This window comes from Dyella ginsengisoli LA-4 (assembly GCF_000334915.1).
GTDB lineage: Bacteria > Pseudomonadota > Gammaproteobacteria > Xanthomonadales > Rhodanobacteraceae > Dyella_A > Dyella_A ginsengisoli_A.
In genome coordinates this window covers 42190-65099 of sequence record NZ_AMSF01000003.1, presented here as the reverse complement: position 1 = coordinate 65099, position 22910 = coordinate 42190, and the positions used below count along the sequence as shown (strand labels likewise).

Here is a 22910-nt window from a genome sequence, read left to right as displayed (position 1 = left end):
CCCCCCCGGCAAAGCCGGGGGAGAGGGCTCAAGCGAAGCCCCCGCGATGACCACCACCTCTCCTCAGCCCGCGCCCTGCTCCCTCTCCCCTGAACAGCTCCACCGTTCAGGGGAGAGGGTCGGGGTGAGGGGGAAGCCCTTCGCTTCTTCCCGATAACGCCCAAACCGAAAGCCCCCTCACCCAACCCTCTCCCCCGGCAAGGCCGGGGGAGAGGGCTCAAACCCCGGAGCCTGCCGATGACCGATCTCCCCGCCCACCGCCTCGCCGGCAAGCGCGCCTACATCACCGGCGCCGCCGGCGGCCTCGGCGCCGCCATGGCGAAGCTGTTCGCGCGCCACGGCGCGAAGGTATTCCTCACCGACATCGACGGCGACGGCGCCCGGGCGCAGGCCGACGCGATCAACGCCGAGCACGGCGCGACCGTGGCCTGGTCCGCGGCGCAGAACGTGCGCGAGGAAGCCCCATGGCCGGCGCTGCTGGAGCAGGCCGCACAGGCCATGGGCGGCCTCTCGGTGCTGGTGAACAACGCCGGCATCGGCGCCCTTGGCGGCGTCGAGAGCCTCGCCACCAAGGACTGGCAGCGCGTGATGGGCGTGAACGTCGAGGCGGTCTACTTCGGCTGCAAGTACGCCCTGCCCTGGCTTAAAGAAAGCCAGCCCGGCTCGATCATCAACATCTCCTCGATGGCCGCGTTCAAGGTCGACCCCGACTACACCGTCTACAACGCCTCCAAAGCCGCGGTCGCCTCGCTGAGCAAGTCGGTGGCCATCGACTGCGCGCGCCAGCAGCTCGCCATCCGCTGCAACTCCATCCACCCCGCCTTCATCCGCACCGGCATCGTCGAGCCGTTCTTCCAGCAGCTCGGCGAAGAGGAAGCGATCCGCAAGCTCACCCGCGGCAACCCGATGCGCCGCCTCGGCGAGCCGGACGACGTGGCCTACGCCGCGCTCTACCTCGCCTCCGACGAGAGCCGCTACGTCACCGCCGCCGAACTGCGTGTGGATGGCGGGGCGTCGGCGGTGTGATGCGCGCGCTTCGTTGCTGCATCAAGACTCTGGACCCCAGCTTCCGCTGGGGTGACGTATCGGTGTTTTGTCGCATTCTGAGCAAGCCAGAACCCCCGACTTAACCGGGCACCCACCTATCCGTCATCCCAGCGCACGCTGGAGTCGCTGTTCAACGGCGAACGCCGGTCATCCAGTGACTCACCATCCCAGGAAAACCACGAGGCCCACCATGTCCCTCACCAACCGCCAGCTCCGCCTCAAGACCCGCCCCGAAGGCCTGGTCCAGCGCGAGAGCTTCGACCTCGTCGAGACCGAAGTCCCCGAACTCAAGGACGGCGAAGTCCTCGTGCGCACGCTCTACATCTCCATGGACCCGACCAACCGCGTGTGGATGCGCGACATCCCGCAGTACCTGCCGCCGGTGGCGATCGGCGAGACCATGCGCGCGCTCGGCCTCGGCCGCGTGGTCGCCTCGCGATCGCCGCGCTACGCCGAAGGCGACCTGGTGCAGGGCCTCACCGGCTGGCAGGACTACCTGGTGCTGCACCAGGACACCCCCGGCTACGTGCGCCTGCCCGCCGATCCCGGCATCCCGCTGCCCACCCTGCTCGGTGCCTGCGGCATGAGTGGCGTCACCGCCTACTACGGCATGACCGACATCGCCCCGGTGCAGCCCGGCGAAACCCTGGTGGTGTCCGCCGCCGCCGGCTCGGTCGGCTCCATCGCCGGGCAGATCGGCAGGATCCACGGCGCCCGCGTGGTCGGCATCGCCGGCGGCGCCGACAAGTGCAAGTACCTGGTCGATGAACTCGGCTTCGACGCCGCCGTCGACTACAAGGCGGCCGACTTCAGGCAGCAACTCAAGGCCGCCACCCCCGACGGCGTGCACGTCAACTTCGAGAACGTCGGCGGCGAGGTGATGAAGGCAGTGCTCGGCCGCATGGTCATCGGCGGCCGCGTCGCGCTTTGCGGCCTGATCGCCGGCTACAACTCCGGCGAGAAGCCCAGCGACGACTTCAGCCCCTTCATCATGAAACGCCTGCGCATGCAGGGCTTCCTGGTGCTCGACTACACCAAGACCAAGGAAGCGGTGCACGCGATCACGGGGTGGATTCGCGAAGGCAAGCTGAAGACGGAGGAGACGGTGGCCGAGGGGCTGGAGAACGCGCCGCTGGTGCTGAACCGGTTGTTCGATGGGAGTCATCGGGGGAAGCTGGTGCTGCACGTCAGCGACTGAGCTGGCTTGCCTCCACGCTCGATGCCGGCACTCCGCCAGCGTCGGATACGCGCCAGCCCAGGTGGCTAGAAATGGAGGCCCAGCGGCGAATCGCAGCGGTATTTCGCTTCCGCGCTCGCCACGTCAGCCGGCGATATGTGCCGCGCGGCGAGCTGTCCTGGGGTGAGGTGCTTCCAGACATCGACATCGATGCAATGATGGCTGGTGATCCCGAAGGCCCGCTGGGTCGTCCGCATCACGGCACCGATGCCCTGATCCATCGGGTCGGTCAGACGAATGCCCGACGCATACGTCGCATCCGAACCCGGCACCCCATGAACCACATCGGAGCGCTGCGCCTCGTGTAGGCGCGCCGCGAAGCCGCCGTCATCCGCGGCATCGTTGGTGGCCTGTGGGTCAGGGATGCGGACCACGATGCGACCCGATGCACCATGCGCCTCGGATGCACCATGCGCCTCGAATGGACGTGAAGCAGCAACGGGTGGCATCACTTGCGATGGCCGGCGCCGCTCAGGCGAATCACGACGACCGGGTACGACGTGCCATGGACCATGAAGCGGCGTGGCCGACGCACGCAAGCGGATGGAATGCGGCTTGCGAACGAAACGCAGTTCCAGCACCGAGCCCGTCCTTCCGCCGCCCTGCACCGGGGTTCGCCAGAGGGTGGGCGGTCGCATCACAAGCAACCAAAGCCCCAAATGCCCACCCATCACGATGACGAGCGTGGCGATGCGGTAACGCGACATCGCGAGCTTTTGACGCCTTCCTTGCCCTCCGCGCACCGCCGGCCCTCAATGCCACATGTTGTGGATGGACCTCTCAATCGTCAGCGAAGTTCTTTCGCGGAGCGGCTGTCAAAAAAACCAGCGTCGGCAACACAGTAGGCGCAGAGTCGCCCCGCCCCCAAAAGCAAAGGCTTTCGTGCGCCTGCCGCGCCCGAGTCACTTTCTCTTGGGTCGCCAAGAGAAAGTAACCAAAGAGAAGGCGACCCTCCTCGGCGCTTGCCGGGCTGCGCCCGGCAAGTCCGTGAGCCGCGGCCGGGCTTTTCGACAGTGCATCCATGCACTGACGAAAAGGCATCGGCATCCATGCCGATGCCCCTGCGGGCCTATCGACCACGACTCACCGCCTCACAAGGGAGGGGGAAATCAAGAGCAACAGCAAAGACGACAGCACGAGCAAGAACCAGAGCCAAGGCCAAAGCCAAAGCCAAAGCCAAAGCGATGGTGATCGCGCAAGCGATCGCCGAGCCTGGGCGCGCGTTGCGCGCTGCCTTTGAACTTCCCTCCCCTCTGCAGCGGCAGGTGGGCGAAGGAAAAGCCCGAAGGGTGGCCGGCATGGATGCCGGCCAGTTTGGCGTCAGGGCAGGAGGCCCTGTCGACAAACCCCGTAGCCCACCTGCGAACCTCGCCGGTCATAGACCGGCGAGGCGCGGAAGCGGGGTGGCCTTTCTCTTGGTTACTTCTCTTTGGCCACGCAAAGAGAAGTGACTCGCCCTCCGAAGGAGGACGAAACGCTCTTCGCTCTAAGGATCACCAGATCCGAGAAGAGCAAAAGACCCGGCAATCCCGCTCGACCAGCCTACGGCTGTTGAAAAGCTCTTCGCTGGAATGACGGCATTCAAAGAAGAAAGTCGCAGCCAACGCGACGCCAGCCAAGCCGGCGCCGCGCCCCCTTCAGTCACTCGGCTTCAGCCTTCTCAGGCATCCATCCACTGCGCCGCCGCAGCCCGCGCAAAATCACGATACGAGCGCGGCGCGTGCCCGAGCAGGTCCTGCAGTCGATCGACCTCCTGCGGTGTGGCAACCGCACCGTCCGACTGGTAGCGCGCCAGCATCATGCGCAGATCCATTGCGAGCCAGCCCGGCATCATGGTTTTCATGCGGCTCTCCATCGCCTCCAGCGCATTGCCGCCATAGCGGATGGAGCGCCCGAGCACCTCGCTCCAGATCCCTGCCACCTGGTCTCCGGTCAGGCTATCCGGCCCCACCAGCTCGTAGGTTTCGCGCGGCAGCGGCGCGGGAGCGCGTTCGCGGCGCAGCAGTTCCCGCGCAGCCGCTTCACCGATATCGCGGATATCCACCATGGAGACGCCCTTGTCGCCGATAGGCATGCCATAGACACCGGCGACGAGCAGCGGGTCCTTCTGGCGCAGGTCGTTCTGGATGAAGTAGGCGGGGCGCAGCACCGTCGCCGGCAGGTCGAGTGCCTCGATCATGCGTTCGGCCGTGTACTTGCCGGCAAAGTGCGGGACGTCTACATAGGCCTCGCCCTTGTAGACGGACAGATACACGATGCCCTTGACGCCAGCCTCGCGGGCCAGCGTCAACGCCTGCAGCGCCTGGGTGACTTCGTCGGCGACATTCGGCACCAGCAGGAACAGCGTGCTGACGCCTTCCAGTGCGGCGCGGAAGGAATCGGGATCGGCCAGATCGCCGGCAACGGCGGTGACGCCTTCCGGCAAATGTGCGCTCGCAGGCGAGCGGGTCAACGCGCGCACCGGAACGTCGGCATCGCGAAGATGGTGCAGGACCTGGGTGCCGATGGTGCCGGTGGCGCCGGTAACAAGAATGCTCATGGAAAACTCCTCGTCGTGTGACGACTGTCGTTGGGGTGGACACACGGTAGGCCGTTCCATCTATGCTGCGAAGATGCCAATATCGAGACTTCTCGTCTCATATATGGAACACATCCATGGACCTGCAGGCGCTGACCGATTTCGCACTGGTGGCCACCCATGGCGGCTTCGCCCGGGCCGGACGGATGTCAGGTCGCTCCAAGGCGACGCTGTCGCGGCGCGTGGCCGAACTGGAACAAAGCCTGGGCGTGCGGCTGATCGAGCGCGGAGGCCAGAGCCTGCGATTGACCGACGAAGGGCGCGCGCTGCACGAGCGCACACGCGGACCGCTGGCGGACATTGCCGAAGCGGGCGAAGTGGTGACCTTGGGGGCATCCGTTCCGCGAGGACGGTTGCGGATCAGCGCACCGCTGGTGCTGGCGCACGTCGCCCTGGCCCGCGTCGGTGCGCGCTTTGCGCAGTCCTTCCCCGAAGTGCAGTTGGAGATCGTGGCGGAGGATCGCAAGGCCGATCCCGTCGAGGACGGGTTCGATCTGGTGATTCGGGTCAATCCCTCGCCCGATGAACGCCTGGTGGGGCGGCGCATCCTGGATGACCAGCGCGTGGTCGTTGCGCATCCCGATTTCGCCATGCCGACGCCGGGCGCGAAAGACGCGGACCCGCCCGAGGTAAACGCCGTACTGCCGAGCCGGACCGCCTCCGACCTGGTCTGGCGATATCGCGTGCCGCATGGAGCCGAAACGACGGTGCGCCCCGTACCTGCCCTGCGGCTGTCGTCCCTCTTGATGGTGCGCGAGGCCGTGTTGACCGGCATCGGTGCCGCACTGCTGCCCGGACTATTGGTGGCGGACGACCTGAAGACCGGACGCCTGGCGCTCTGGGGCGTGGACACAGGACCCGTCGTGGAGATCTGGGCACTGCGCAACTCGCGCCGGTTGGTTGGTGCCAAGGTCCGCGCCTTTCTCGATGCGCTGGATGAAGCCTTTCCAGATCGCATCCTTGCCGGCGCCACGGCAGTGTCCAACTAGCCACCTTCGCGCAGAGCGTTCTTGCAGACACGCGCGTCGGGGGGCGCCTTCGACACCCGAGTCACCCTCTCTTGCCTGGCCGAGCGGAGAAAGGTCACTCAAGGCTTCGCAGGGGCATGAGATGCCCGGCTTCGCCACTGCGGAGCTTCTCCTGCCGTCGCAGGCTGGAAAAAGGGGGATGCCGGGCCTTGGGCCTACCCATGCGGATGCCTCGTGGCAGGTGTGCCGAGCGGCATCGCCATCACCAAATACCCGCTGCCCTACCTCTCGGACCAGCTAAGCTCCGGGCCAGAACAAGAACCTGACGCGTCCCGCCCGACCCCCAGTCGTCCACGCGGCGCTCCACCCATCGACCCGGGCGGCACGCGCCTCCGCGTCACCCAGGAGCGCCCCATGCCGGGTTACACCACGCGTCAGCTCACCGTCCTGCTCGGTGGGCACGATTACCGCATTCGCGCCTTGAGCGATCGCCAGCAGTTCGCCGATCCCGACGGCTCGGCCGAGCGCGCCGGCATCGCGCCGGCGCTGTGGGCGCTGTTCGGGCAGGTGTGGCCATCGGGTCGGTTGCTGGCGCAGGCCATGAGCACGCACGAGGTAGCGGGCAAGCGCGTGCTGGAGCTTGGGTGCGGGCTGGGCCTGTCGAGCCTGGTGCTGCAGCGGCGCAAGGCAGACATCACCGCCAGCGACCACCACCCGCTGGCAGAGCTGTTCCTGCGTCGCAACGCCACGCAGAACCAGCTGCCGTTCGTCGTCTACCGCGACCTGCCGTGGGAGATTCCCGATGCCACGCTGGGGCGCTTCGACCTGATCATCGGCAGCGACATCCTCTACGAGCGCGGCCACGCCGAACTGCTGGCGGGAATCATGGAGCGGCATGCCAGTGCACACACGGAAATCCTGATCACCGATCCGGGCCGCGGCAACAGCACGCGCTTCAGCAAGGCGATGGCGCTGCAGGGCTACGGCGTGGAGGAGCAGCGCAGCCGTTTCGACGCGAACGACCTCCCGCCGTTCCGCGGCCGCCTGCTCAGCTATCGACGCGACGCGATGACCATCGTCGACATGGAACCGGCGCTGCCGCGCCCGTAAGCTGGCGCGATCCCCACCCCGTAGGAGACGCTCGATGGACTACGTGAAATTCGGTCGCACCGGTCTGGAGGTCTCGCGACTTTGCCTGGGTTGCATGACCTACGGCGAATCGACCCGCGGCAACCATACGTGGACGCTCGACGAGGCGACCAGCCGTCCATTGATCCGCCAGGCGCTGGATGCCGGCATCAACTTCCTCGACACCGCCAACGTGTACTCGGACGGCACCTCGGAAGAGTTCGTCGGCCGCGTGCTGAAGGAACACGGCCAGCGCGACACCATCGTGCTGGCGACCAAGGTGCACGGTCGCATGCATGCCGGTCCGAACGGGGCCGGTCTGTCGCGCAAGGCGATCATGGCGGAGATCGACCACAGCCTGCGCCGCCTGGGTACCGACTACGTCGACCTGTACCAGATCCACCGCTGGGACCCGACCACGCCGATCGAGGAGACCATGGAGGTGCTGCACGACGTGGTGAAGGCCGGCAAGGCGCGCTACATCGGCGCCTCATCGATGTACGCGTGGCAGTTCGCCAAGGCGCAGCACGTGGCCGAGCGCCACGGCTGGACGCGCTTCGTCAGCATGCAGAACCACTACAACCTGCTGTACCGCGAGGAGGAGCGCGAGATGATGCCGCTGTGCCAGGACATGGGGGTGGCGGTGATCCCGTGGAGCCCGCTGGCCCGCGGCCGCCTCACCCGCGCCTGGGACGAAGCGACCGAGCGCACCCGCACCGATGCCTTCGGCAAGACGCTGTACAAGGTGCCCGACGCCGACCGTCGCGTGGTCGAGGCCGTGACCACCGTCGCCGAACGGCGCGGCGTGCCGAAGGCACAGGTGGCGCTGGCGTGGATGCTCACCAAACCCTTCGTCACCGCGCCGATCATCGGCGCCTCAAAGCCGGGCCACCTCGACGACGCCATCGCGGCGCTGTCGCTGCAGCTCTCTGCGGAGGACATCGCCATGCTGGAAGAACACTACGTGCCGCACGCCATCGCCGGGCACTGAGCCCGGCGATGCCTGCCACGGGAAGGCTCAGAACTCCTGCCAGGCCGCTTCACCCGTAGCCGCAACGCTGGCGGGAGCCGGGACCGGGCGCGTGACCTCGCGCATGGGCACCCTGGGCGCTTCCGGCTGAGTCGTTTCGACTGCTGCGCTGGCGGGCGCATCGCCCTCGTCGAGCTGGAAGAACGCCACCTCGCGCAGCAGGAACTGCGCGCGTTCGCGCATGCCGCGGCTGGCGGCGGAGGCCTGCTCCACCATGGCCGCGTTCTGCTGGGTGTCCTCGTCGATCGAGGAGATCGCGTTGTTCACCTGGTTGATGCCCGAGGCCTGCTCCTGGTTGGAGGCGGCGATCTCGGCCACGATGTCGCTGACCCGCTGCACGCCGCTGACGATCTGCTTGAGCGCCTCGCCCGAGCGCTGCACCAGGGCGCTGCCGCTGGCCACCTTGGCCGCGCTGTCCTGGATCAGGCCCTTGATGTCCTTGGCCGCGTTCGCGCTGCGCTGGGCCAGGTTGCGCACCTCGGCCGCCACCACCGCGAAACCGCGTCCCTGCTCGCCGGCGCGCGCCGCTTCCACGGCGGCGTTGAGCGCGAGCAGGTTGGTCTGGAAAGCGATTTCGTCGATCAGGGTGACGATATCGGCAATGCGCTTGCTGGAGGCGTCGATCTCCTGCATGGCATCGATCACCTCACCCACCACCTGCTGTCCCTGTTCGGCGGTGGAGCGGGCGCCGCGGGCCAGCTGATCGGCCTGGGTTGCATTGGCCGCGCTCTGGTGCACGGTGGAGGTCATCTCCTCCATCGAGGAAGCGGTTTCCTCCAGGCTGGCCGCCTGGTTCTGCGTGCGGCGCGAAAGGTCGTCGTTGCCGTCAGCGATCTGCGCGGCCGTGGTCTCGACCTCGTCGGCCACGGTGCGGATGGAGGAGACGATGCGCTTGAGCTCACCCTGCATCACGCGCAGGCGGCCGAGCACGGAACTCTCCGCGGCGTCGGCATGCGAGCCGTCCTCGCTGAAATTGCCGGCGGAGAGCTTTTCCACCACCACGCGCAATTGCTCCGGGTCGGCACCGAGTTCGCGTCGCACGTTGCGCAGGCTCATCCAGGCTCCCGCGCCGAGCACCAGCATGATGACCAGACCCAGGCCGCTGTTGACCATTCGGGTGCGGTCGAGGCCCACGCTGGCACCGCTGATGCGCGCGTCCACCGCATTGCGGGCCTGCTTGAGGCCACCGCCGATCAGGTCTTCCACGGCTTTCTGGCTGGCCTGCATGCTGGCGATGTTGGCACTCATGTCGGCGGCCTTGCCCGACAGCATGGCCGTCGCGGCGGCCCGGGCTGCCGTGACATAGGCGGCGTACTTCTGCTCGATCTCGGCGCTCTGCCGGTCGTGGCCCTCGAGCGCCGCCAGCACCTTGGCCTTGGCGCCGAAGCGCGCGGCGATGCCGGCCACGTCGTCCAGACGCGCGGCATCGCCTTCGGCCGCAGCCGACTGCACGGTCTGCGTGGTGGCCTGTACCAGTGTGTCCAGCTCCTTGAGCGCTTCCAGCGCGGGATAGTCCGTTTCGTGCAACGAGGAGACATCGTGCATGGCATGGGTGGCGACTGCCTGATTGACGGCCCAGCCGGCAGCGAATACCCCGATGGCGATCATCGGGAACATCATGATGCGCGTTTTGAATTTCATGCGAACGGACTCTTGCAATGGAGCGAACGGGCCTGCGGTTACGGCAGGTGGGCAACCACCTTGACCGAACCGTTGGCCGCACCCGAGGCGACGTAACCAACCGCCTGCGGATCGGCCGCGACGGCCTTCACCATGGCAGCATCGTCGTGGACTTCGGTCGGCGGCACCGCGCGGCCGCTGAACACCAGACGCGACCAGACCGCCTTCACCTGGCTGGCCGACTTGCCGGTGGCCGCGGTGTAGAACGCATCGCGTCCGGCATTGCCGTCCGGCAGGTCATACAGCTTGGCCTTGCCGCCGCCAGGCAGGTTCTGCGTGCGCCCCAGGTAGAGCGCACTGACATCGTCCTTGCTCATCGAGGAGGCGTTGCTGTGCGCACTGACGATCACGTCGATGCCGGCCAGCGCAGGGACGGACACCATCATCAGGATCAGTGCGGCGATCGTGTTCTTGAGCATGCTTTTCATCGTCGGCACTCCCTCAGAACACGAAATCGACGACGGCGGAGTACACGTTGACCGCCTGCCCGTGATAGCCCGGCTGCACGTTGGTGAACGTGCCGCCGTAGACGGATGGCATCACGTGGTCGACCTGTGCCTTCAGCGCGATGTTGCTGTGCAGATCCCAGCGCGCGCCCAGCGCGACGTCGTGCTGCGAATCCTGCTGGACCAAGCCCTGCACGCCGACCGACAGCGGCACCAGCGGGCCGACCATCGGCACCGAAGCCTCGTTGCTGTCGTTGCGCTTGTAGTAGCCGGCATAGGTGACGTACGGCATCACGTTGCCGAAGCGATAGCCGCCGGTGACGTACCAGCCATGCGAGTGGCCCAGCAGCAGGCTGGACGAGCGACGGTCGGCGTACTCGCCGGTGATCATCACGTTGTTCGCATCGTAGGTAGCGCCGATGCTGGCAAAGTTGGTGCGCGAGTTGCGCAGGGCCAGCTTGTGGGTGACGTCGCCAAAGCCGGTGAAGTCGAGGCCGGCGTACAGGCCATCGAGCGTCTGGGTGGTGTAGCTCACCTTGCCCGTGCTGATGCCGCCACGCATGCGCAGATTGCCGATCTCGTAGGTCGCGTAGGCACCCATCAGGCTGTTCACGCGAAGCTTGGCGGAATGGTTGGAGCTATCCGGCAGATCGTTCTCGGCATGACCGCCGAGCACCTTCAGGGTCAGGTAGCCGCTACCGACGCTGTGCGTCCAGTCGACGTCCGCGCCCTGGAAGTTGTCCAGCGCAGCGAGGTTGTAGACCTCCAGCGGCGGACGCAGCCAGTTGTTGGCGTAGCCGACATAGCGGAAGTCCGACACCAGGTAGGCCGGCCAACCGAGCTGGCCGACACGCACCGACACGTCATTGGTGAGGTTGTAGCGGACGAAGGCCCACTCCAGTCGCGGCCTGAACTTGCCCTTGGCGTCCTGCAGCGCGATCGCCTGCACGGTGGCGCTCAGGCGCGGATTGAAGGTGAGGTCGAGCTGACCGCCGAGGCGCGAGTCGAGCAGGAAGCTGCCGGACTTGTCTGCGCCCTTGAGCTGCGAGCCGTTGGTCATCAGTACGTCGTTGCTGTCGGTCTGGGCATAGCCCAGGGTGCCGAAGCCGGAAAACCGGTAGGAAAAGTCGTTGTCTGCGGCATGCGCAGAAAAAGCGGCCGACAGGCTCAGTGCGAGCAGAGCCGGGCGAAGGGCGAACTTGGACATGGACTACCTCGGGAGGGGAAGGTGCTGCTTGTGACCGAATTAACGGCGTTTTACGTAATTTCTTGAGTCGCCCGTCGCATGGCAGCCCCGTACGGCCGGTTCGCGGAACCGGAAACAGCCCGCTGGTCACTCGCCCGGCACGCCCGATCGCACCGTCCGGCGCTTCCGATTTTTCTTCCCCCCGCGGCAAGCCGGGAGTAAAATTCAGCGCGTCGAGTCCCTGATTCCATACACGGCCATGAACACCTCCAATCCGCGTTGGGCCATCTTTGCCAGCGGGCTGTTTGCCACGCTGACCGACGTCCCTCCAACGCGCTGACCCTCTCCGCGTCGTGAGTCGCGTCCCCCGGCGAAAGCTCGCCTGATCCGGACGACGGCCGCCCCTCGAACCGCTTGCATGCCGCCCCGGTGCCGACGCGCCGGTGGACCGCGTGCAGTCCATTCCCGCGAGCCCGCCATCGATTCATGCCGCAGCGCCTTGCCGCCGCCGGCGGCGTCACCGCGCGCGAGCCAGTCCCTGCCCCGCGCGCCCATCACCAGGGGAGAAACACCGATGGATCCGCAACCGCGTCACCGCCGCGCCAGCCCGTGGCTGTTCGCCGCCTGCGTGGCGCTTTACCTGGGCCTGGTCGGCCCGTGGCTGATCTCCGCCGCCAGCACGCTGGCGGTCACCGTTGGCCTGGTTTTGCTGGTCGCCCTGCTCGCCTGGGCTTGGCGGCTGTTCGGACACACCTTCACTCAAGGAAAGTGACATGAAGACGATTTTCTCCGCCCGCCTGTTCGTGGGCATCCTCGTACTCGCCCTCGCCTCGCTCTCGCTGACCCAGTGCAGCAAGGTGCCGGCCGGCAACGTCGGCGTGAAGTTCAAGCTGTACGGCGACGGCAAGGGCTCGCTGCAGGAGCTTCCGCCGGGGCGCTACTGGGTGGGTTGGGGCTACGACCTCTATACCTTCCCCACCTTCACCCAGAACTACACCTGGACCCGCAGCCCCACCGAAGGCTCGCCCAATGACGAATCACTGACCTTCCAGACCGTGGAGGGCCTGTCGGTGAACGCGGACGTGGGCATCACGTACCACATCAACCCGGACAAGGTGACCACGATCTTCCAGAAGTACCGCAAGGGGGTGAACGAGATCACCGACATCTACCTGCGCAACATGGTGCGCGACGCGCTGGTGAAGGAGGCCAGCGTGCTCGGCATCGAGTCGGTCTACGGCCGCGGCAAGGCCTCGCTGATCCAGTCCGTGCAGGACGACATCAGCCACGAGGTGGCGTCCACCGGCATCGTGATCGAGAAGATCTACTGGATCGGCGAGCTGCGCCTGCCGGCGACGGTGGTGCAGTCGATCAACGCCAAGATCCAGGCCACGCAGATGGCCGAGCAGCGCAAGAACGAGATCGCCCAGGCCCAGGCCGAGGCGGCCAAGGAAGTGGCGATGGCCGAAGGCAAGGCGAAGGCCCAGCTGGCGATCGCCGAAGCCGAGGCGCAGGCGATCCGCATGAAGGGCGACGCCCTGCGCGCCAACCCCGACGTCATCCACATGACGGCGGTGGAGAAGTGGAACGGCCAGTTGCCGATGTACACCGGCGGCAACTCGGTACCGCTGATCCAGCTGCCGCAGGCGAAGTAAGTCATCGGCGGCGACGGAGCGATCCGTCGCCGCTTTTGTTTCCGGGCGACCCGGCGACCTGTCTCGACTGTGGGAGGGGCTTCAGCCCCGACACCTCACCATGGCGCAGCGGGAGCGTCGTGACTGAAGTCACTCCCACAACCACTCGCACAACCATGCTCGCAACGGCAGTCGCGCGACTGGAGCAGTCTCACCGCGCAAGACCGGCTAGCAGGGACTTGCCGACGGCTTCGGGGCCACCGCCGGAGCGACTCCCCCGCCCCACCACCATCGCGCCCTCCAGCGCCGACAGCATCAGCTCGGCCAGCGCGGCGGGCCGCTGGCCGCTGGCCACTCGCCCGCTCTGCTGGGCGTCGCGAAAGGCCGCGGTGAGCCAGTCGAGGTTGAGCCGGAAGAAGCCGGCCACCGCGTCGGCGACCTCGCCCGGCAGGGCGTCGACTTCGGCGCCGAGCATGCCGCAGACGCACAGGCGGCCGTCCTGCGCATAGGTGGTGGCAAACAGGCGGACATAGGCCCTCAGCCGCGCCATGGGATCGCGGCGGGCCACGTCGATGGCCGCCAGCGCCGACTCGAAGCGCTCGGTGTAGCGGCGGGCGAGCGCGGTCACCAGGTCGGCCTTGGTGCGGAAGTGGTGGTGCACGCTGGGCTTGCGGATGCCCACCGCCTGCGCCAGGTCGTCGAAGGAAAAGCCGCCGTAGCCGCGCTGCTGGATCAGCGACTCGGCCACGTCCATCACCCGCGTCGCGGTGCCGGCCACCGCGCTCACGCGGCGGCCTCGGCGTCGGTGATCAGGTGCCCGGTCTTCACCAGGATGATGCAGCCCTCGCGGCTGAACGGCTTGTGCTGGCTCAGGTGCGGGCTGCGGATCCAGCTGCCGGCCGGATAGCGGCCGTGCTCGTCCTCGAACGTGCCCTCGACCACCAGGATCTCCTCGCCGCCGTAGTGGCGGTGGGGATTGAAATACGTGTTCGGCGCCCAGCGCACCAGCGCGGTATGCGCGGTGCGGAAATCGTGCAGCGGCATCACCGACAGGCCCGGCACCAGGCCGGGGAGCCACGGTTCCTCGCGCGTGTGCACCACCACCCGGGCGAGGTCGTCCGGATCGAAGTAGCGCAGCTTCACGAACAGCACGCAACCGGTGTCCGACCACGGCGCATGCGAGGAGCCAGGCGGATTGCGGATGTAGCTTCCAGGGCCGTAGCGACCGGTTTGGTCGCAGAACTCGCCGTCGAGCACGAACAGCTCCTCGCCCAGCGCGTGCACGTGGCTGTCGAAGCGCGAGCCGGGCGCGTAGCGGACGATGGACGTGGCGCGCGCCACCTCGTCGCCGTCGCGCTCGAGCATCTTGCGCTCGACACCGGCCGCGGGTGACGGCACCCAGTCCAGCGCGGAGGCGTCGACGACTTCCCGGCGGGACCAGTCGGAACGCAGCTGCATGATCGTTTACCTACCTATTGGAAGGTAGGCATCATGCACCCGCATCCACCGGCAGGCAAGCCGACGTATGAACGCCTGTCACCTGTTCTCACCGGTCATTCACCGATCCCCGACGCTCCTCGGAAAACGCTGGAGCGTCCGGAACCTGGAGCCCGCCACGATGATCCGCCACCTGAAAGTCGCCGTGTTCGCCGTCCTCGCCTGTGTCGGCCTGAGCGTGCATGCGGAGCCTCTGCCCAACCGCCCGGTGCCGCAGCTCGACCTGGACCGCTACCTGGGCCAGTGGCACGAGATCGCGCACCTGCCGATGTTCTTCCAGCGCCAGTGCATCGACACCATCACCGCGACCTACACCCGTCGCCCCGACGGCACCGTCGGCGTGCACAACGCCTGTCGTACCGCCAGGGGCATGGATGCGTCCGACGGCGTGGCACGCCGCGTGGACGACCGTTCCGGTGCCCTCAAGGTGCGCTTCGCCCCGGCGTGGCTGGGCTGGCTGCCGATGGTGTGGGCGGATTACTGGGTGGTGGAGCTGGACCCGGACTACCGCTGGGCCGTGGTGGGCAGCCCCAGCCGCAAGTACCTGTGGGTGCTGTCGCGCGAGCCGCACATGGACGCGGCCACGTTCCGCGGCATCCGCGAGCGCGCCGCGGAACGTGGCTATCCGGTCGACAAGCTGGTGATGGCCGCCCCGCTGGATTGACGGCGACTTGATCGGGCTTCCACGGGCATCGCGGCATGCTCGGGTTTTGCACGGAGCCTGCCGATGCCGGAGCGGCTGCACGTCCTCGCCCTCGTCTCGCTTGTCGTCGCCGCGGCCTGCGCGGCACTCATCGCCCTGGACATCGCGCTGGGCCGCCGCCAGCGGATGGCGATCATGAACCTGGTGTGGCCGATCACCGCGCTGTACGCCGGGCCGCTGGGCCTGTGGGCCTATGCGCGTATCGGTCGTGCACCGAAGCACGGCGGACACGGCCACCCGGGTGAACGCCCCTTCGCGCAGAGCGTGATGCTGGCCGCCAGCCACTGCGGCAGCGGCTGCACGCTGGGCGACCTGACCGCCGAGAGCCTGCTGCTGGCGGTGCCATTCACCCTGTTCGGCAGCGCGCTGCTGACCGGCTGGACGCTGGACTTCGTGTTCGCCTTCGTCATCGGCATCGCGTTCCAGTACTTCACGATCAAGCCGATGGGGGAGATGTCCGCGCGGGAGGCCCTGCTGGCCGCGCTGAAGGCCGACACGCTCTCGCTGGTGTCCTGGCAGGTGGGCATGTACGGCTGGATGGCGATCGCCACCTTCGGCCTGTTCGACGGCGCGCTTGACAAGGCCGGGCCGGTGTTCTGGTTCATGATGCAGATTGCGATGCTGGCGGGCTTCGCCACCGCCTGCCCGGTGAACGCGTGGCTGCTCAAACGCGGCATCAAGCATCCGATGTGATGCCGGGCCGCGTACCGGACGCACCCCTCCCCGAGCTGTTCTCATGTCCGAGCATCTGCCGCTGATCCACGGCCTCGACGGTCCCGCCCACGTGCTGGTGACCGGCGCCAGCCGCGGCATCGGGCTGGCGATCACTCAAGCGCTGCTCGCCCACCCGCAGGTGGCCAGCGTGACCGCGGTCGCCCGCCACGCCTCCGGCAGCGCCGCGCTGGCGAGACTCGGCGAAGCCGCACCCGGGCGGCTGCACCGCGCGGACGTCGACCTCACCGACGAGGCCGCGCTCGACGCCCTGGCCGGCGCCCTGGTGACCCGACATCCGTCGCTGGCGCTGGTGGTGAACGCGGCAGGCGTGCTGCACGGCGACGGCCTGCGGCCGGAAAAATCGGTGCGCGAGGTGCGGCGGCAGTCGCTGGAGCGGGTGTTCGCACTCAACGCGTTCGCGCCGGTGCTGCTGGCCCGCGCCCTGCTGCCGCTGCTGGAGCGCGGCCCCGCGGTGTTTGCCTCGCTGTCGGCGCGGGTCGGCTCGATCGGCGACAACCGGCTCGGCGGCTGGTACGCCTACCGCGCCTCGAAGGCGGCGCAGAACCAGTTGATGAGAACGTTCGCGATCGAGTGGTCGCGCCGCAACCGCCTGGGCTGCTGCCTGCTGCTGCATCCCGGCACGGTGGACACGGCGCTGTCCGCGCCGTTCCAGAAGAACGTGCCACTCGCGAAGCTGTTCGAACCGGCACGGGCGGCTCGCCAGTTGCTGGCGATCATCGCCGGCGCCACGCCCGCCGACAGCGGGCGCTTCATCGCCTGGGACGGCCAGGACATCCCCTGGTGAAGGAACGTCCCGGCCGCGACGCTCAGTGCGTCGTGGTCGCGGCGGCCGGTGCGGCGGCTTCCTTGCGCAGGCCGCTGCCGACCAGCCGCGCGCGCAAGTCGCGCAGCTTGGCCTTCACCGCCGCCTCGTTCTCCGCGCCGATGCGCACCATGGTGCGCTGGCCGATCGACAGCGACTGCAGCGACGGATCGGCGTAGGCGAAGCCCTCCTTGTACGGCACCACGGCCAGCGGGCCGGTCGGCTCCGGCGCGGCCAGCAGGTGGTCGATCACCGCGATCAGGCGATCGTTGAAGTACGCATGCGGGTAGCCCAGCTCGCGATAGGCCTGCTGGAACAGCGGGTAGCTGTGCACGTACCAGTCCACCAGCGCCTGGCTGTCCACCGCCTGCATCGCCTTGACGTAGGGCGCGTAGCGCGCGGCGTTCGCCGCGTCGATGACCTTCTGGCCGTTCGCGCCCTGCGTCTTCAGGCTGCCCTTGGCCGGGCGCACCGGCAGGATGAACGGGCTGAGGTCCTGGCGCGGCATCGCGTCCACCGTCGCCACGATGCGCGGAATGATCGACTGGTGCACCAGCCAGCTGCCGACGTCGCTGCCCGGCGCGAGCGCCGCCAGGCCTTGCAGCACGCTGGCATCGCTGTCGCCCAGCGCCGGCAGCGGTGCGGTGCTGGCCGCGGCGGGGGCCGTCTGTGCCTGTTCGATCGGATGCGCGATGACCGGGGCCGTGCTGGCCGGAGCCGGAACCGGTGCCGTGGCAGCCGCGACCGGAGCCGGACGGGCCTGATCGGCCTTGCGGGCACGCTGCACCAGGAACCAGGCAGCGAACGCGATCAGGACCACTGCGATGACGGCGAATACCCAGCCACCACCGGAGGAACGCTTGCTCATGACTTTGACCTTTGGCTGTGACCCGAACCACTCGACCCGGAGCGGCTGGATTCGTTCATTTGCATTCGTATGGAGTGACGGCATCCGGCCGACCTCCTCCCCGGTGCCATGCCCGATGGCGCGCGTGCCGGCCCGGGAAAAGAGCCGCAGCTTTTGTCGCGGGCTTCGGTTATCGTGGCACGGCAGGGGGGAGGCCCACATGGTAACAATCAGGAAGCGCTAGGGCATGGTCGAGGCTGCAGGTCACGCCGTCTTCGGCTACTACACGGCTGCGCTCGTGGCCACTGCCTGTATTGCGGTCACGTCCAGCATCCAGTTCCTGATCATCGGCCTGCGCCAGCAGCGCGATCGCCTGTACCTCTCCTACGCGATGCTGTGCCTGTGCATCGCCGGCCTGTCCTTCTTCAATGCCCTGTTCGGCCTGTCCAGCGACCAGGGGCGCGCCGTGCAGATGCTGCGCGTGATGTGCACCTCGGCAGCAGTGTCGTTTCCTTTCTTCTTCACCTTCGTGGGCACCTATACCCGGCGCGCGCTCGGCGCGAAGACGCTGCTGACGATCACCGCCATCGCCGTCGCGTTCGCCGCCTACAACCAGTTCGCCCCCGGCACGATGTTCTATTCGCACATCAGCGGCATGCAGTCGGCCGAACTGCCCTGGGGCGAATGGATCACCAAGATCAACGGTGTGCCGTCACCGGTCGGCTGGACCTTCCATCTGCTGACCTACCTGGCCTTCGCCTGGGCGCTGCTGATGACCGCGCTGCAGTTCCGTCGCGGCGAGCGCCTGCCGGCCACGCTGCTCGGACTGTGCCTGCTGACCCAGTTCGCAGCGCTGTTGTGGGGCGACATCGTGATCGACCTGATGGGCATGCCCTACCCCTACCTGGATGCGTTCTCGTTCCTCCCGTTCGTGTTGCTGATGGGCCTGTCGATGGCCAGCCAGCTGCACCAGCGCACGCTGCAACTGGAGCGGACCACACGCCACCTGCGGGAAGAGGCGGCGACGCGGGAACAGGCCGAACTGAGCCTGCGCCACCTGGCCTACCACGATCCGCTGACCGGCCTGCCCAACCGCCGCAGCGTGATGGACATGATGGCCGAGATGGCGGCCGAGGCGAGACGGCATCGCGGCTTGTGCGCCGCGATGGTGATCGACCTGGACAACTTCAAGACGATCAACGATGCACTGGGCCACCACGTCGGCGACCGCCTGCTCGAAGCGGTCGCCGATCGTCTGCTCGGAGCCATCCCAGCCGGTTCCGCGCTGGGGCGCCTCGGCGGCGACGAGTTCGTGGTGGTCATCGGCCAGTTGTCGGTGGAGGAAACCACCGCGGCGAGCCACATCGAAGCGGTGGCCCAGCAGATACGCATGCGGCTCACCGCGCCGGTCAGCGTCGACAGCCGCGTGCTGGCCGTGGGCGCAAGCGTCGGCGTGGCGCTGTTCGGCGGCCGCGACGGCGAACCGAACGACGTGATCCGCCGCGCCGACATCGCGCTGTACCGGGCCAAGGCCGCCGGGCGCAATGCGGTTCGGCTGTTCGAGCCGGACATGCAGGTGGCTGCCGACGAGCGGCTGGAGCTCGAGCGCGGCCTGCGCGCGGCGGTCGAACACCTGGACGAGGAGCACTCGTTCCAGCTGCATTTCCAGCCGCAGGTGCGGATGAATGGCCAGCTGATGGGTGCCGAGGCGCTGCTGCGCTGGCGTCACCCCACGCTGGGAGACGTGTCGCCCGAGGTATTCATCCCGATCGCCGAGGAAACCGGACTGATCCATGACCTCGGCGCCTGGGTGGTCCGCCAGACCTGCGAACACATCCGCACCTGGGACGCACAGCGGGTGGATTTCGGCGAGCACCTGGCGGTGAACGTCAGCCCCTGGCAACTCTCCCACCCCGGCTTCGTCGACTCCATGGAACGGCTGGTTCGCGAAGCGGGCGTGCAGCCGGGACGGATCACCCTGGAGCTGACCGAGAGCGCACTGCTGCAGGGCTTCGAGTCGGCCCTGCAGACAATGTACGCGCTGGCCGGCATCGGCTTCCGGCTGGCGCTGGACGACTTCGGCACCGGCTACTCCTCGCTCGCGTATCTGAGCCAGCTGCCGCTGCACGAGCTGAAGATCGACCGCTCGTTCATCTGCGGGCTGCGTCCGGAAGCGCCCAGCCCACTGGCCAGCTTCATCGTCGACGTCGGCCACCGCCTGGGCATGACCACCATCGCCGAAGGCGTGGAAAGCGAGAGCCAGCGCGCCACGCTGGCCGCGCTTGGCTGCGATGGGCTGCAGGGCTACCTGATCTGCCCGCCGCTGCGACACGACGCCTTCGCACAATGGCTCGAGAACCACGAAAGGACACGGCAGGCGGCCGCCCAGCAGACGCCATGAAGCGTCTTCAGTCGATGCTCGCCGCAATCGACAGCCGATTCCGTCCGGACTGCTTGGCCTTGTAGAGCGCTTCGTCGGCGGCACGCACGATGGAGCGGGCCTCGACCGGCGCGGCTCCGACCCAGGCCAGTCCGAGGCTGATGGTGACGTGCAGCGACGCATTCTCCGGCCCCCATGGCAGCGCCGCCACCGCCTCACGCATGGCATCGAGGCGCAGCTGCGCCTCCCGCACGCCGATGCCCTCCATCACCAGCAGCAACTCCTCGCCACCGTAGCGCCCCAGGGAATCGGTCGAGCGCAGATGGCGCAACAGGCATTGCGCCACCCCGTGCAGCACCTGGTCGCCCACCGGGTGGCCATAGCTGTCGTTGACCTGCTTGAAATGGTCCAGGTCGAGCAGCGCCACGGCGACGCCTCGGCTGCGCCGCGCGTCGTCGGCCAGCACGCTGGCAAGCTGCTCGAGAATCGCGCGCCGGTTCAACAGGCCGGTGAGTTCGTCGAAGCGGGCCTGCACGTAGAGGCGCGCCCGCGCCTGCTCCAGTTCCCCCTTCTCCCGCCGCAGCTCGCGCGTGCGCTGGCGCACCATGGTGTCCAGCCAACGGGTGCGGCGCAGCAGTGCACGTACCCGCCAGCGCCACGCCAGCGCAATCAGCACCGCCACCACCAGCGCCCACGACGACAGCGCCCACCAGCGCCACCACCACGGCGGACGCACGCTAAAACTGAAATCAGCCACCGGTGAAAGCGTGCGCAGATCGTCGTCGATCGCCTGGATCTCGAAGCGGTAGTCACCGGCGGGGAGCGCCGACACCACCACCTCGTTGGCATGCGTCTCGACCACGCCGGCACCGGTGCCCCGCAGCCGATAGCGATACCGCGGCGGTGACCCGGAAGCGCCCCCGACGCGGGCGAAGCGGAACACCAGCGGTGCACGCCGTCCGTCCATCGAGATCGACTCGCCCGCAACCAGGCGGTGCTCGCCCATGCTGACGGCGGTGAGCACCACCCGCCGCGGACGCTCGCGGAACAGTGCCTGCGGGATGCGTATGTGACTGACACCGATCGCCGAGCCGATCCAGACCGAGCCGTCGGCATCCTCGAAGAAGGCGTTCTGGTCGGACTCGTCCCACAGCAAACCGGCGTCCTGCGAAACATGCACCCAGCGACGGCCATCGAACACGTCGACACCCGCACTTCCCCCTACCCACAGCCAGTTGCGCCGATCGCGCCGGACGAAATAGGCCAGCGTATTGTCCAGCCAGCGATCGGCGACGCGCCGCAACCGGACCGAGTCACCGTGCACCTCGCCGCGGAACAGCCCGGGTTCGTTCGCCCCCAGCCAGACCGTGCCGTCGGCAGTGGCGGCGACGCCGATATATCCCCCGGGCACCGTATCGCCGTGCGCCGCGAGCAAGGTCCAGCGCCCCTGCGCCAGACGCAGCAGCCCGGCGTTGCAGGCGAACCAGAGCGTGCCGGGGGCCGATTCGGCGATATCCGAGCACTGCGTGGCCGGAGCCCCCTCGGCCGGTTGTGGCCGGTCGTCGCCCGGCGACATCGAAAACACGCCCTTGATCGTGGCGATCCACAGTCGACCGCTGCGGTCGAAGCGGATCGCCTTGATGAAGTGCGGCAAGGTGGCAACCAGCCGCGTGGCCCGCCCGTCGTAGCGGAACAGGCGGCCGTCGTACGAGGCCACCCACATTGCGCCGTCCGGGCCGGCCTGCATGCTAAGGTTCTGCCGCGCCGGGGGGCTCGCGTCGAGCGGCCATGGCGCAAGCCGGGGCGCTCCGGGATCGCGGACATTGCCCCCCATCTCGTTGGCGAACCACATGCGCCCCCGCGCATCGCGCGCGATCGACCAGTTCGGCGCGGTATCCATGCCTTGGGCACGGGACCAGCCCTCGATCGCCCCGTATCCGCTCCACAGCGCCACGCCACGACCGTAGGTGCCCAGCCACAGCTCGCCTTCGCGGTCGAACATCAGCGCGGTGATCCCGACGTCCGGAAGGCCGTTGGCGGGGCCGAACAGCTGCCAGCGCTGTCCGTCCCAGCGGGCAAGCCCATGATCCGTACGGGTCAGTATGTGACCCTGTGGGTCCTCGATCACGCCGATATCGTCGGTGAGGATGTCCGTCGGCGTGCCTGGCACATCGCGCCGAACGAAACGTCCGCCACCTGCCGGCCGCACCCGTAGGACATGGGTGCCGCGCAGCCAGACCGAGCCCCGGCTGTCGCGAAAGATCCCCGACCAGACATCCGCAGGCACGCCGTCGTCGGGGCCATGCACCCGCACGTCCGCCCCCTTCACTTCGCAGACCTGGTGTCCGCAGCCCAGCCACAGCGCCCCATCGATGACCTGCACCGCCGACACATCCTCGAGTCCCGGCCAGGCCCGGCGGAGGGCTCCGGAGAAACGCTCGCCCACACGCCAGCCGCCCTCGCCGTCGGCCCTCACCTCCAGCAGATGTCCCGCGCGCACCAGCAGCACGCCGCCATCCGGCAAGGCGACGAGCCGCCGTCCGGCGTCGGGCACCAGCGGTGCGCCGCCCGGTGCGACCGGGCGGAAATCGAGCCCGTCGCCTACCCGCAACCCGGACTGGGTGGCCACCCAGAGGCGGCCGTCCGGGGCTTCGGCGATCGCATTGACGAACTCGCCGGAGGCAAACCCCTCCGCCCTGGCCATGCGATGGAACTGGGCGCCGTCGAAGCGATACAGCCCCATCTCGGTGCCTACCCAGATGAAGCCCCGCCGGTCCTGCAGCATGGCGTTGACGGTCTGGCTCTCAAGACCGGACTTGCGCCCGTAGTACTGGACCGGGAACTGCTGCGCCGGCACCGGCGCGCAGACCAGCCACCCGCACAGGGCGAGCACGGCGAGCCAGACGAAGCGGGCGTGGCGGAGACGGAAAAACGGCATATGCAGCGATGAAGCACGGAACGCGCCATCGGCCCGGCCCTGCCCCTTTCGCGCGCCCGTGCTACGTTGCATCC

Annotated in this window: 20 protein-coding genes; 11 read left to right on the top strand and 9 right to left on the bottom strand. The window is 68.0% G+C overall.

Features of this window, described 5'->3' with window-relative positions; all coding sequences use genetic code 11:
* The first annotated feature begins 237 nt into the window (after positions 1-237).
* Together C693_RS0100815 and C693_RS0100810 are read left to right on the top strand one after the other, a co-directional pair.
* Positions 238-1026 carry an SDR family oxidoreductase gene (locus C693_RS0100815; RefSeq protein WP_017460343.1) on the top strand — a complete coding sequence of 263 codons (789 nt, stop codon included), beginning with the start codon at positions 238-240 and terminating at the stop codon, positions 1024-1026.
* A 211-nt stretch (positions 1027-1237) separates the two neighbouring features.
* Positions 1238-2245, top strand: a complete 1008-nt coding sequence (locus C693_RS0100810) for an NADP-dependent oxidoreductase (protein ID WP_017460342.1) — start codon at positions 1238-1240, stop codon at positions 2243-2245.
* 65 nt (positions 2246-2310) lie between these two features.
* Here C693_RS0100810 and C693_RS23490 read toward each other — a convergent pair whose 3' ends face one another.
* On the bottom strand, positions 2311-2991 hold the full coding sequence (locus tag C693_RS23490; protein ID WP_017460341.1) for a hypothetical protein: 681 nt from the start codon (positions 2989-2991) through the stop codon (positions 2311-2313).
* Between the two features lie 953 nt (positions 2992-3944).
* The gene (locus C693_RS0100800) at positions 3945-4823 is read right to left on the bottom strand and encodes an NmrA/HSCARG family protein (RefSeq protein WP_017460340.1); all 879 of its coding nucleotides are present in this window, start codon (positions 4821-4823) and stop codon (positions 3945-3947) included.
* Positions 4824-4939: 116 nt separating this feature from the next.
* Between C693_RS0100800 and C693_RS0100795 the strand changes: the two genes are divergently transcribed.
* The 3 genes from C693_RS0100795 (at position 4940) to C693_RS0100785 (ending at position 7949) form a co-directional block, all read left to right on the top strand.
* Entirely contained in the window at positions 4940-5851 is a 912-nt protein-coding gene (locus C693_RS0100795; RefSeq protein WP_017460339.1) for a LysR family transcriptional regulator, read from the top strand.
* 393 nt (positions 5852-6244) lie between these two features.
* Positions 6245-6940, top strand: coding sequence for a class I SAM-dependent methyltransferase (locus C693_RS0100790; RefSeq protein WP_017460338.1), 696 nt, complete (start codon positions 6245-6247; stop codon positions 6938-6940).
* A 34-nt stretch (positions 6941-6974) separates the two neighbouring features.
* Positions 6975-7949 (top strand): aldo/keto reductase, encoded by a 975-nt coding sequence (locus C693_RS0100785; protein ID WP_017460337.1) that lies wholly within the window; start codon positions 6975-6977, stop codon positions 7947-7949.
* Positions 7950-7976: 27 nt separating this feature from the next.
* Here the strand turns inward: C693_RS0100785 and C693_RS24460 are convergent, their stop codons facing one another.
* Genes C693_RS24460 through C693_RS0100770 form a run of 3 tightly spaced genes read right to left on the bottom strand, consistent with a single transcriptional unit; the run spans position 7977 to position 11321 of the window.
* Entirely contained in the window at positions 7977-9629 is a 1653-nt protein-coding gene (locus tag C693_RS24460; RefSeq protein ID WP_017460336.1) for a methyl-accepting chemotaxis protein, read from the bottom strand.
* A 38-nt stretch (positions 9630-9667) separates the two neighbouring features.
* Entirely contained in the window at positions 9668-10096 is a 429-nt protein-coding gene (locus C693_RS0100775; RefSeq protein WP_017460335.1) for a hypothetical protein, read from the bottom strand.
* Between the two features lie 13 nt (positions 10097-10109).
* Positions 10110-11321 carry a porin gene (locus C693_RS0100770; RefSeq protein ID WP_017460334.1) on the bottom strand — a complete coding sequence of 404 codons (1212 nt, stop codon included), beginning with the start codon at positions 11319-11321 and terminating at the stop codon, positions 10110-10112.
* 553 nt (positions 11322-11874) lie between these two features.
* Between C693_RS0100770 and C693_RS0100765 the strand changes: the two genes are divergently transcribed.
* Together C693_RS0100765 and C693_RS0100760 are read left to right on the top strand one after the other, a co-directional pair.
* The gene (locus tag C693_RS0100765; protein ID WP_017460333.1) at positions 11875-12072 is read left to right on the top strand and encodes a hypothetical protein; all 198 of its coding nucleotides are present in this window, start codon (positions 11875-11877) and stop codon (positions 12070-12072) included.
* A gap of 1 nt (position 12073) precedes the next feature.
* Positions 12074-12955 (top strand): SPFH domain-containing protein, encoded by an 882-nt coding sequence (locus C693_RS0100760; RefSeq protein WP_017460332.1) that lies wholly within the window; start codon positions 12074-12076, stop codon positions 12953-12955.
* Positions 12956-13145: 190 nt separating this feature from the next.
* Here the strand turns inward: C693_RS0100760 and C693_RS0100755 are convergent, their stop codons facing one another.
* Together C693_RS0100755 and C693_RS0100750 are read right to left on the bottom strand one after the other, a co-directional pair.
* Positions 13146-13721 carry a TetR/AcrR family transcriptional regulator gene (locus C693_RS0100755; RefSeq protein ID WP_017460331.1) on the bottom strand — a complete coding sequence of 192 codons (576 nt, stop codon included), beginning with the start codon at positions 13719-13721 and terminating at the stop codon, positions 13146-13148.
* On the bottom strand, positions 13718-14392 hold the full coding sequence (locus C693_RS0100750) for a cupin domain-containing protein (protein ID WP_017460330.1): 675 nt from the start codon (positions 14390-14392) through the stop codon (positions 13718-13720). The genes C693_RS0100755 and C693_RS0100750 overlap by 4 nt, the downstream gene beginning before the upstream one ends.
* Positions 14393-14552: 160 nt before the next feature.
* Here C693_RS0100750 and C693_RS0100745 point away from each other — a divergent pair, with 160 nt between their 5' ends.
* The 3 genes from C693_RS0100745 (at position 14553) to C693_RS0100735 (ending at position 16653) form a co-directional block, all read left to right on the top strand.
* Positions 14553-15095: a lipocalin family protein gene (locus tag C693_RS0100745; RefSeq protein WP_017460329.1), complete on the top strand. Its 543-nt coding sequence runs from the start codon at positions 14553-14555 to the stop codon at positions 15093-15095.
* Positions 15096-15158: 63 nt separating this feature from the next.
* Positions 15159-15827: a DUF4396 domain-containing protein gene (locus C693_RS0100740; RefSeq protein WP_017460328.1), complete on the top strand. Its 669-nt coding sequence runs from the start codon at positions 15159-15161 to the stop codon at positions 15825-15827.
* A 43-nt stretch (positions 15828-15870) separates the two neighbouring features.
* Positions 15871-16653, top strand: coding sequence for an SDR family NAD(P)-dependent oxidoreductase (locus C693_RS0100735; protein ID WP_017460327.1), 783 nt, complete (start codon positions 15871-15873; stop codon positions 16651-16653).
* Positions 16654-16675: 22 nt separating this feature from the next.
* Here C693_RS0100735 and C693_RS0100730 read toward each other — a convergent pair whose 3' ends face one another.
* Positions 16676-17539 (bottom strand): DUF3014 domain-containing protein, encoded by an 864-nt coding sequence (locus tag C693_RS0100730; RefSeq protein WP_017460326.1) that lies wholly within the window; start codon positions 17537-17539, stop codon positions 16676-16678.
* Between the two features lie 226 nt (positions 17540-17765).
* On the opposite strand from C693_RS0100730, the gene C693_RS0100725 reads away from it, so the two are divergent.
* Positions 17766-19919, top strand: coding sequence for a putative bifunctional diguanylate cyclase/phosphodiesterase (locus C693_RS0100725; RefSeq protein WP_017460325.1), 2154 nt, complete (start codon positions 17766-17768; stop codon positions 19917-19919).
* Positions 19920-19926: 7 nt separating this feature from the next.
* On the opposite strand, the gene C693_RS0100720 is transcribed toward C693_RS0100725, so the two are convergent.
* The gene (locus tag C693_RS0100720; RefSeq protein ID WP_241762609.1) at positions 19927-22908 is read right to left on the bottom strand and encodes a ligand-binding sensor domain-containing diguanylate cyclase; all 2982 of its coding nucleotides are present in this window, start codon (positions 22906-22908) and stop codon (positions 19927-19929) included.
* Between the last annotated feature and the right edge of the window lie 2 nt (positions 22909-22910).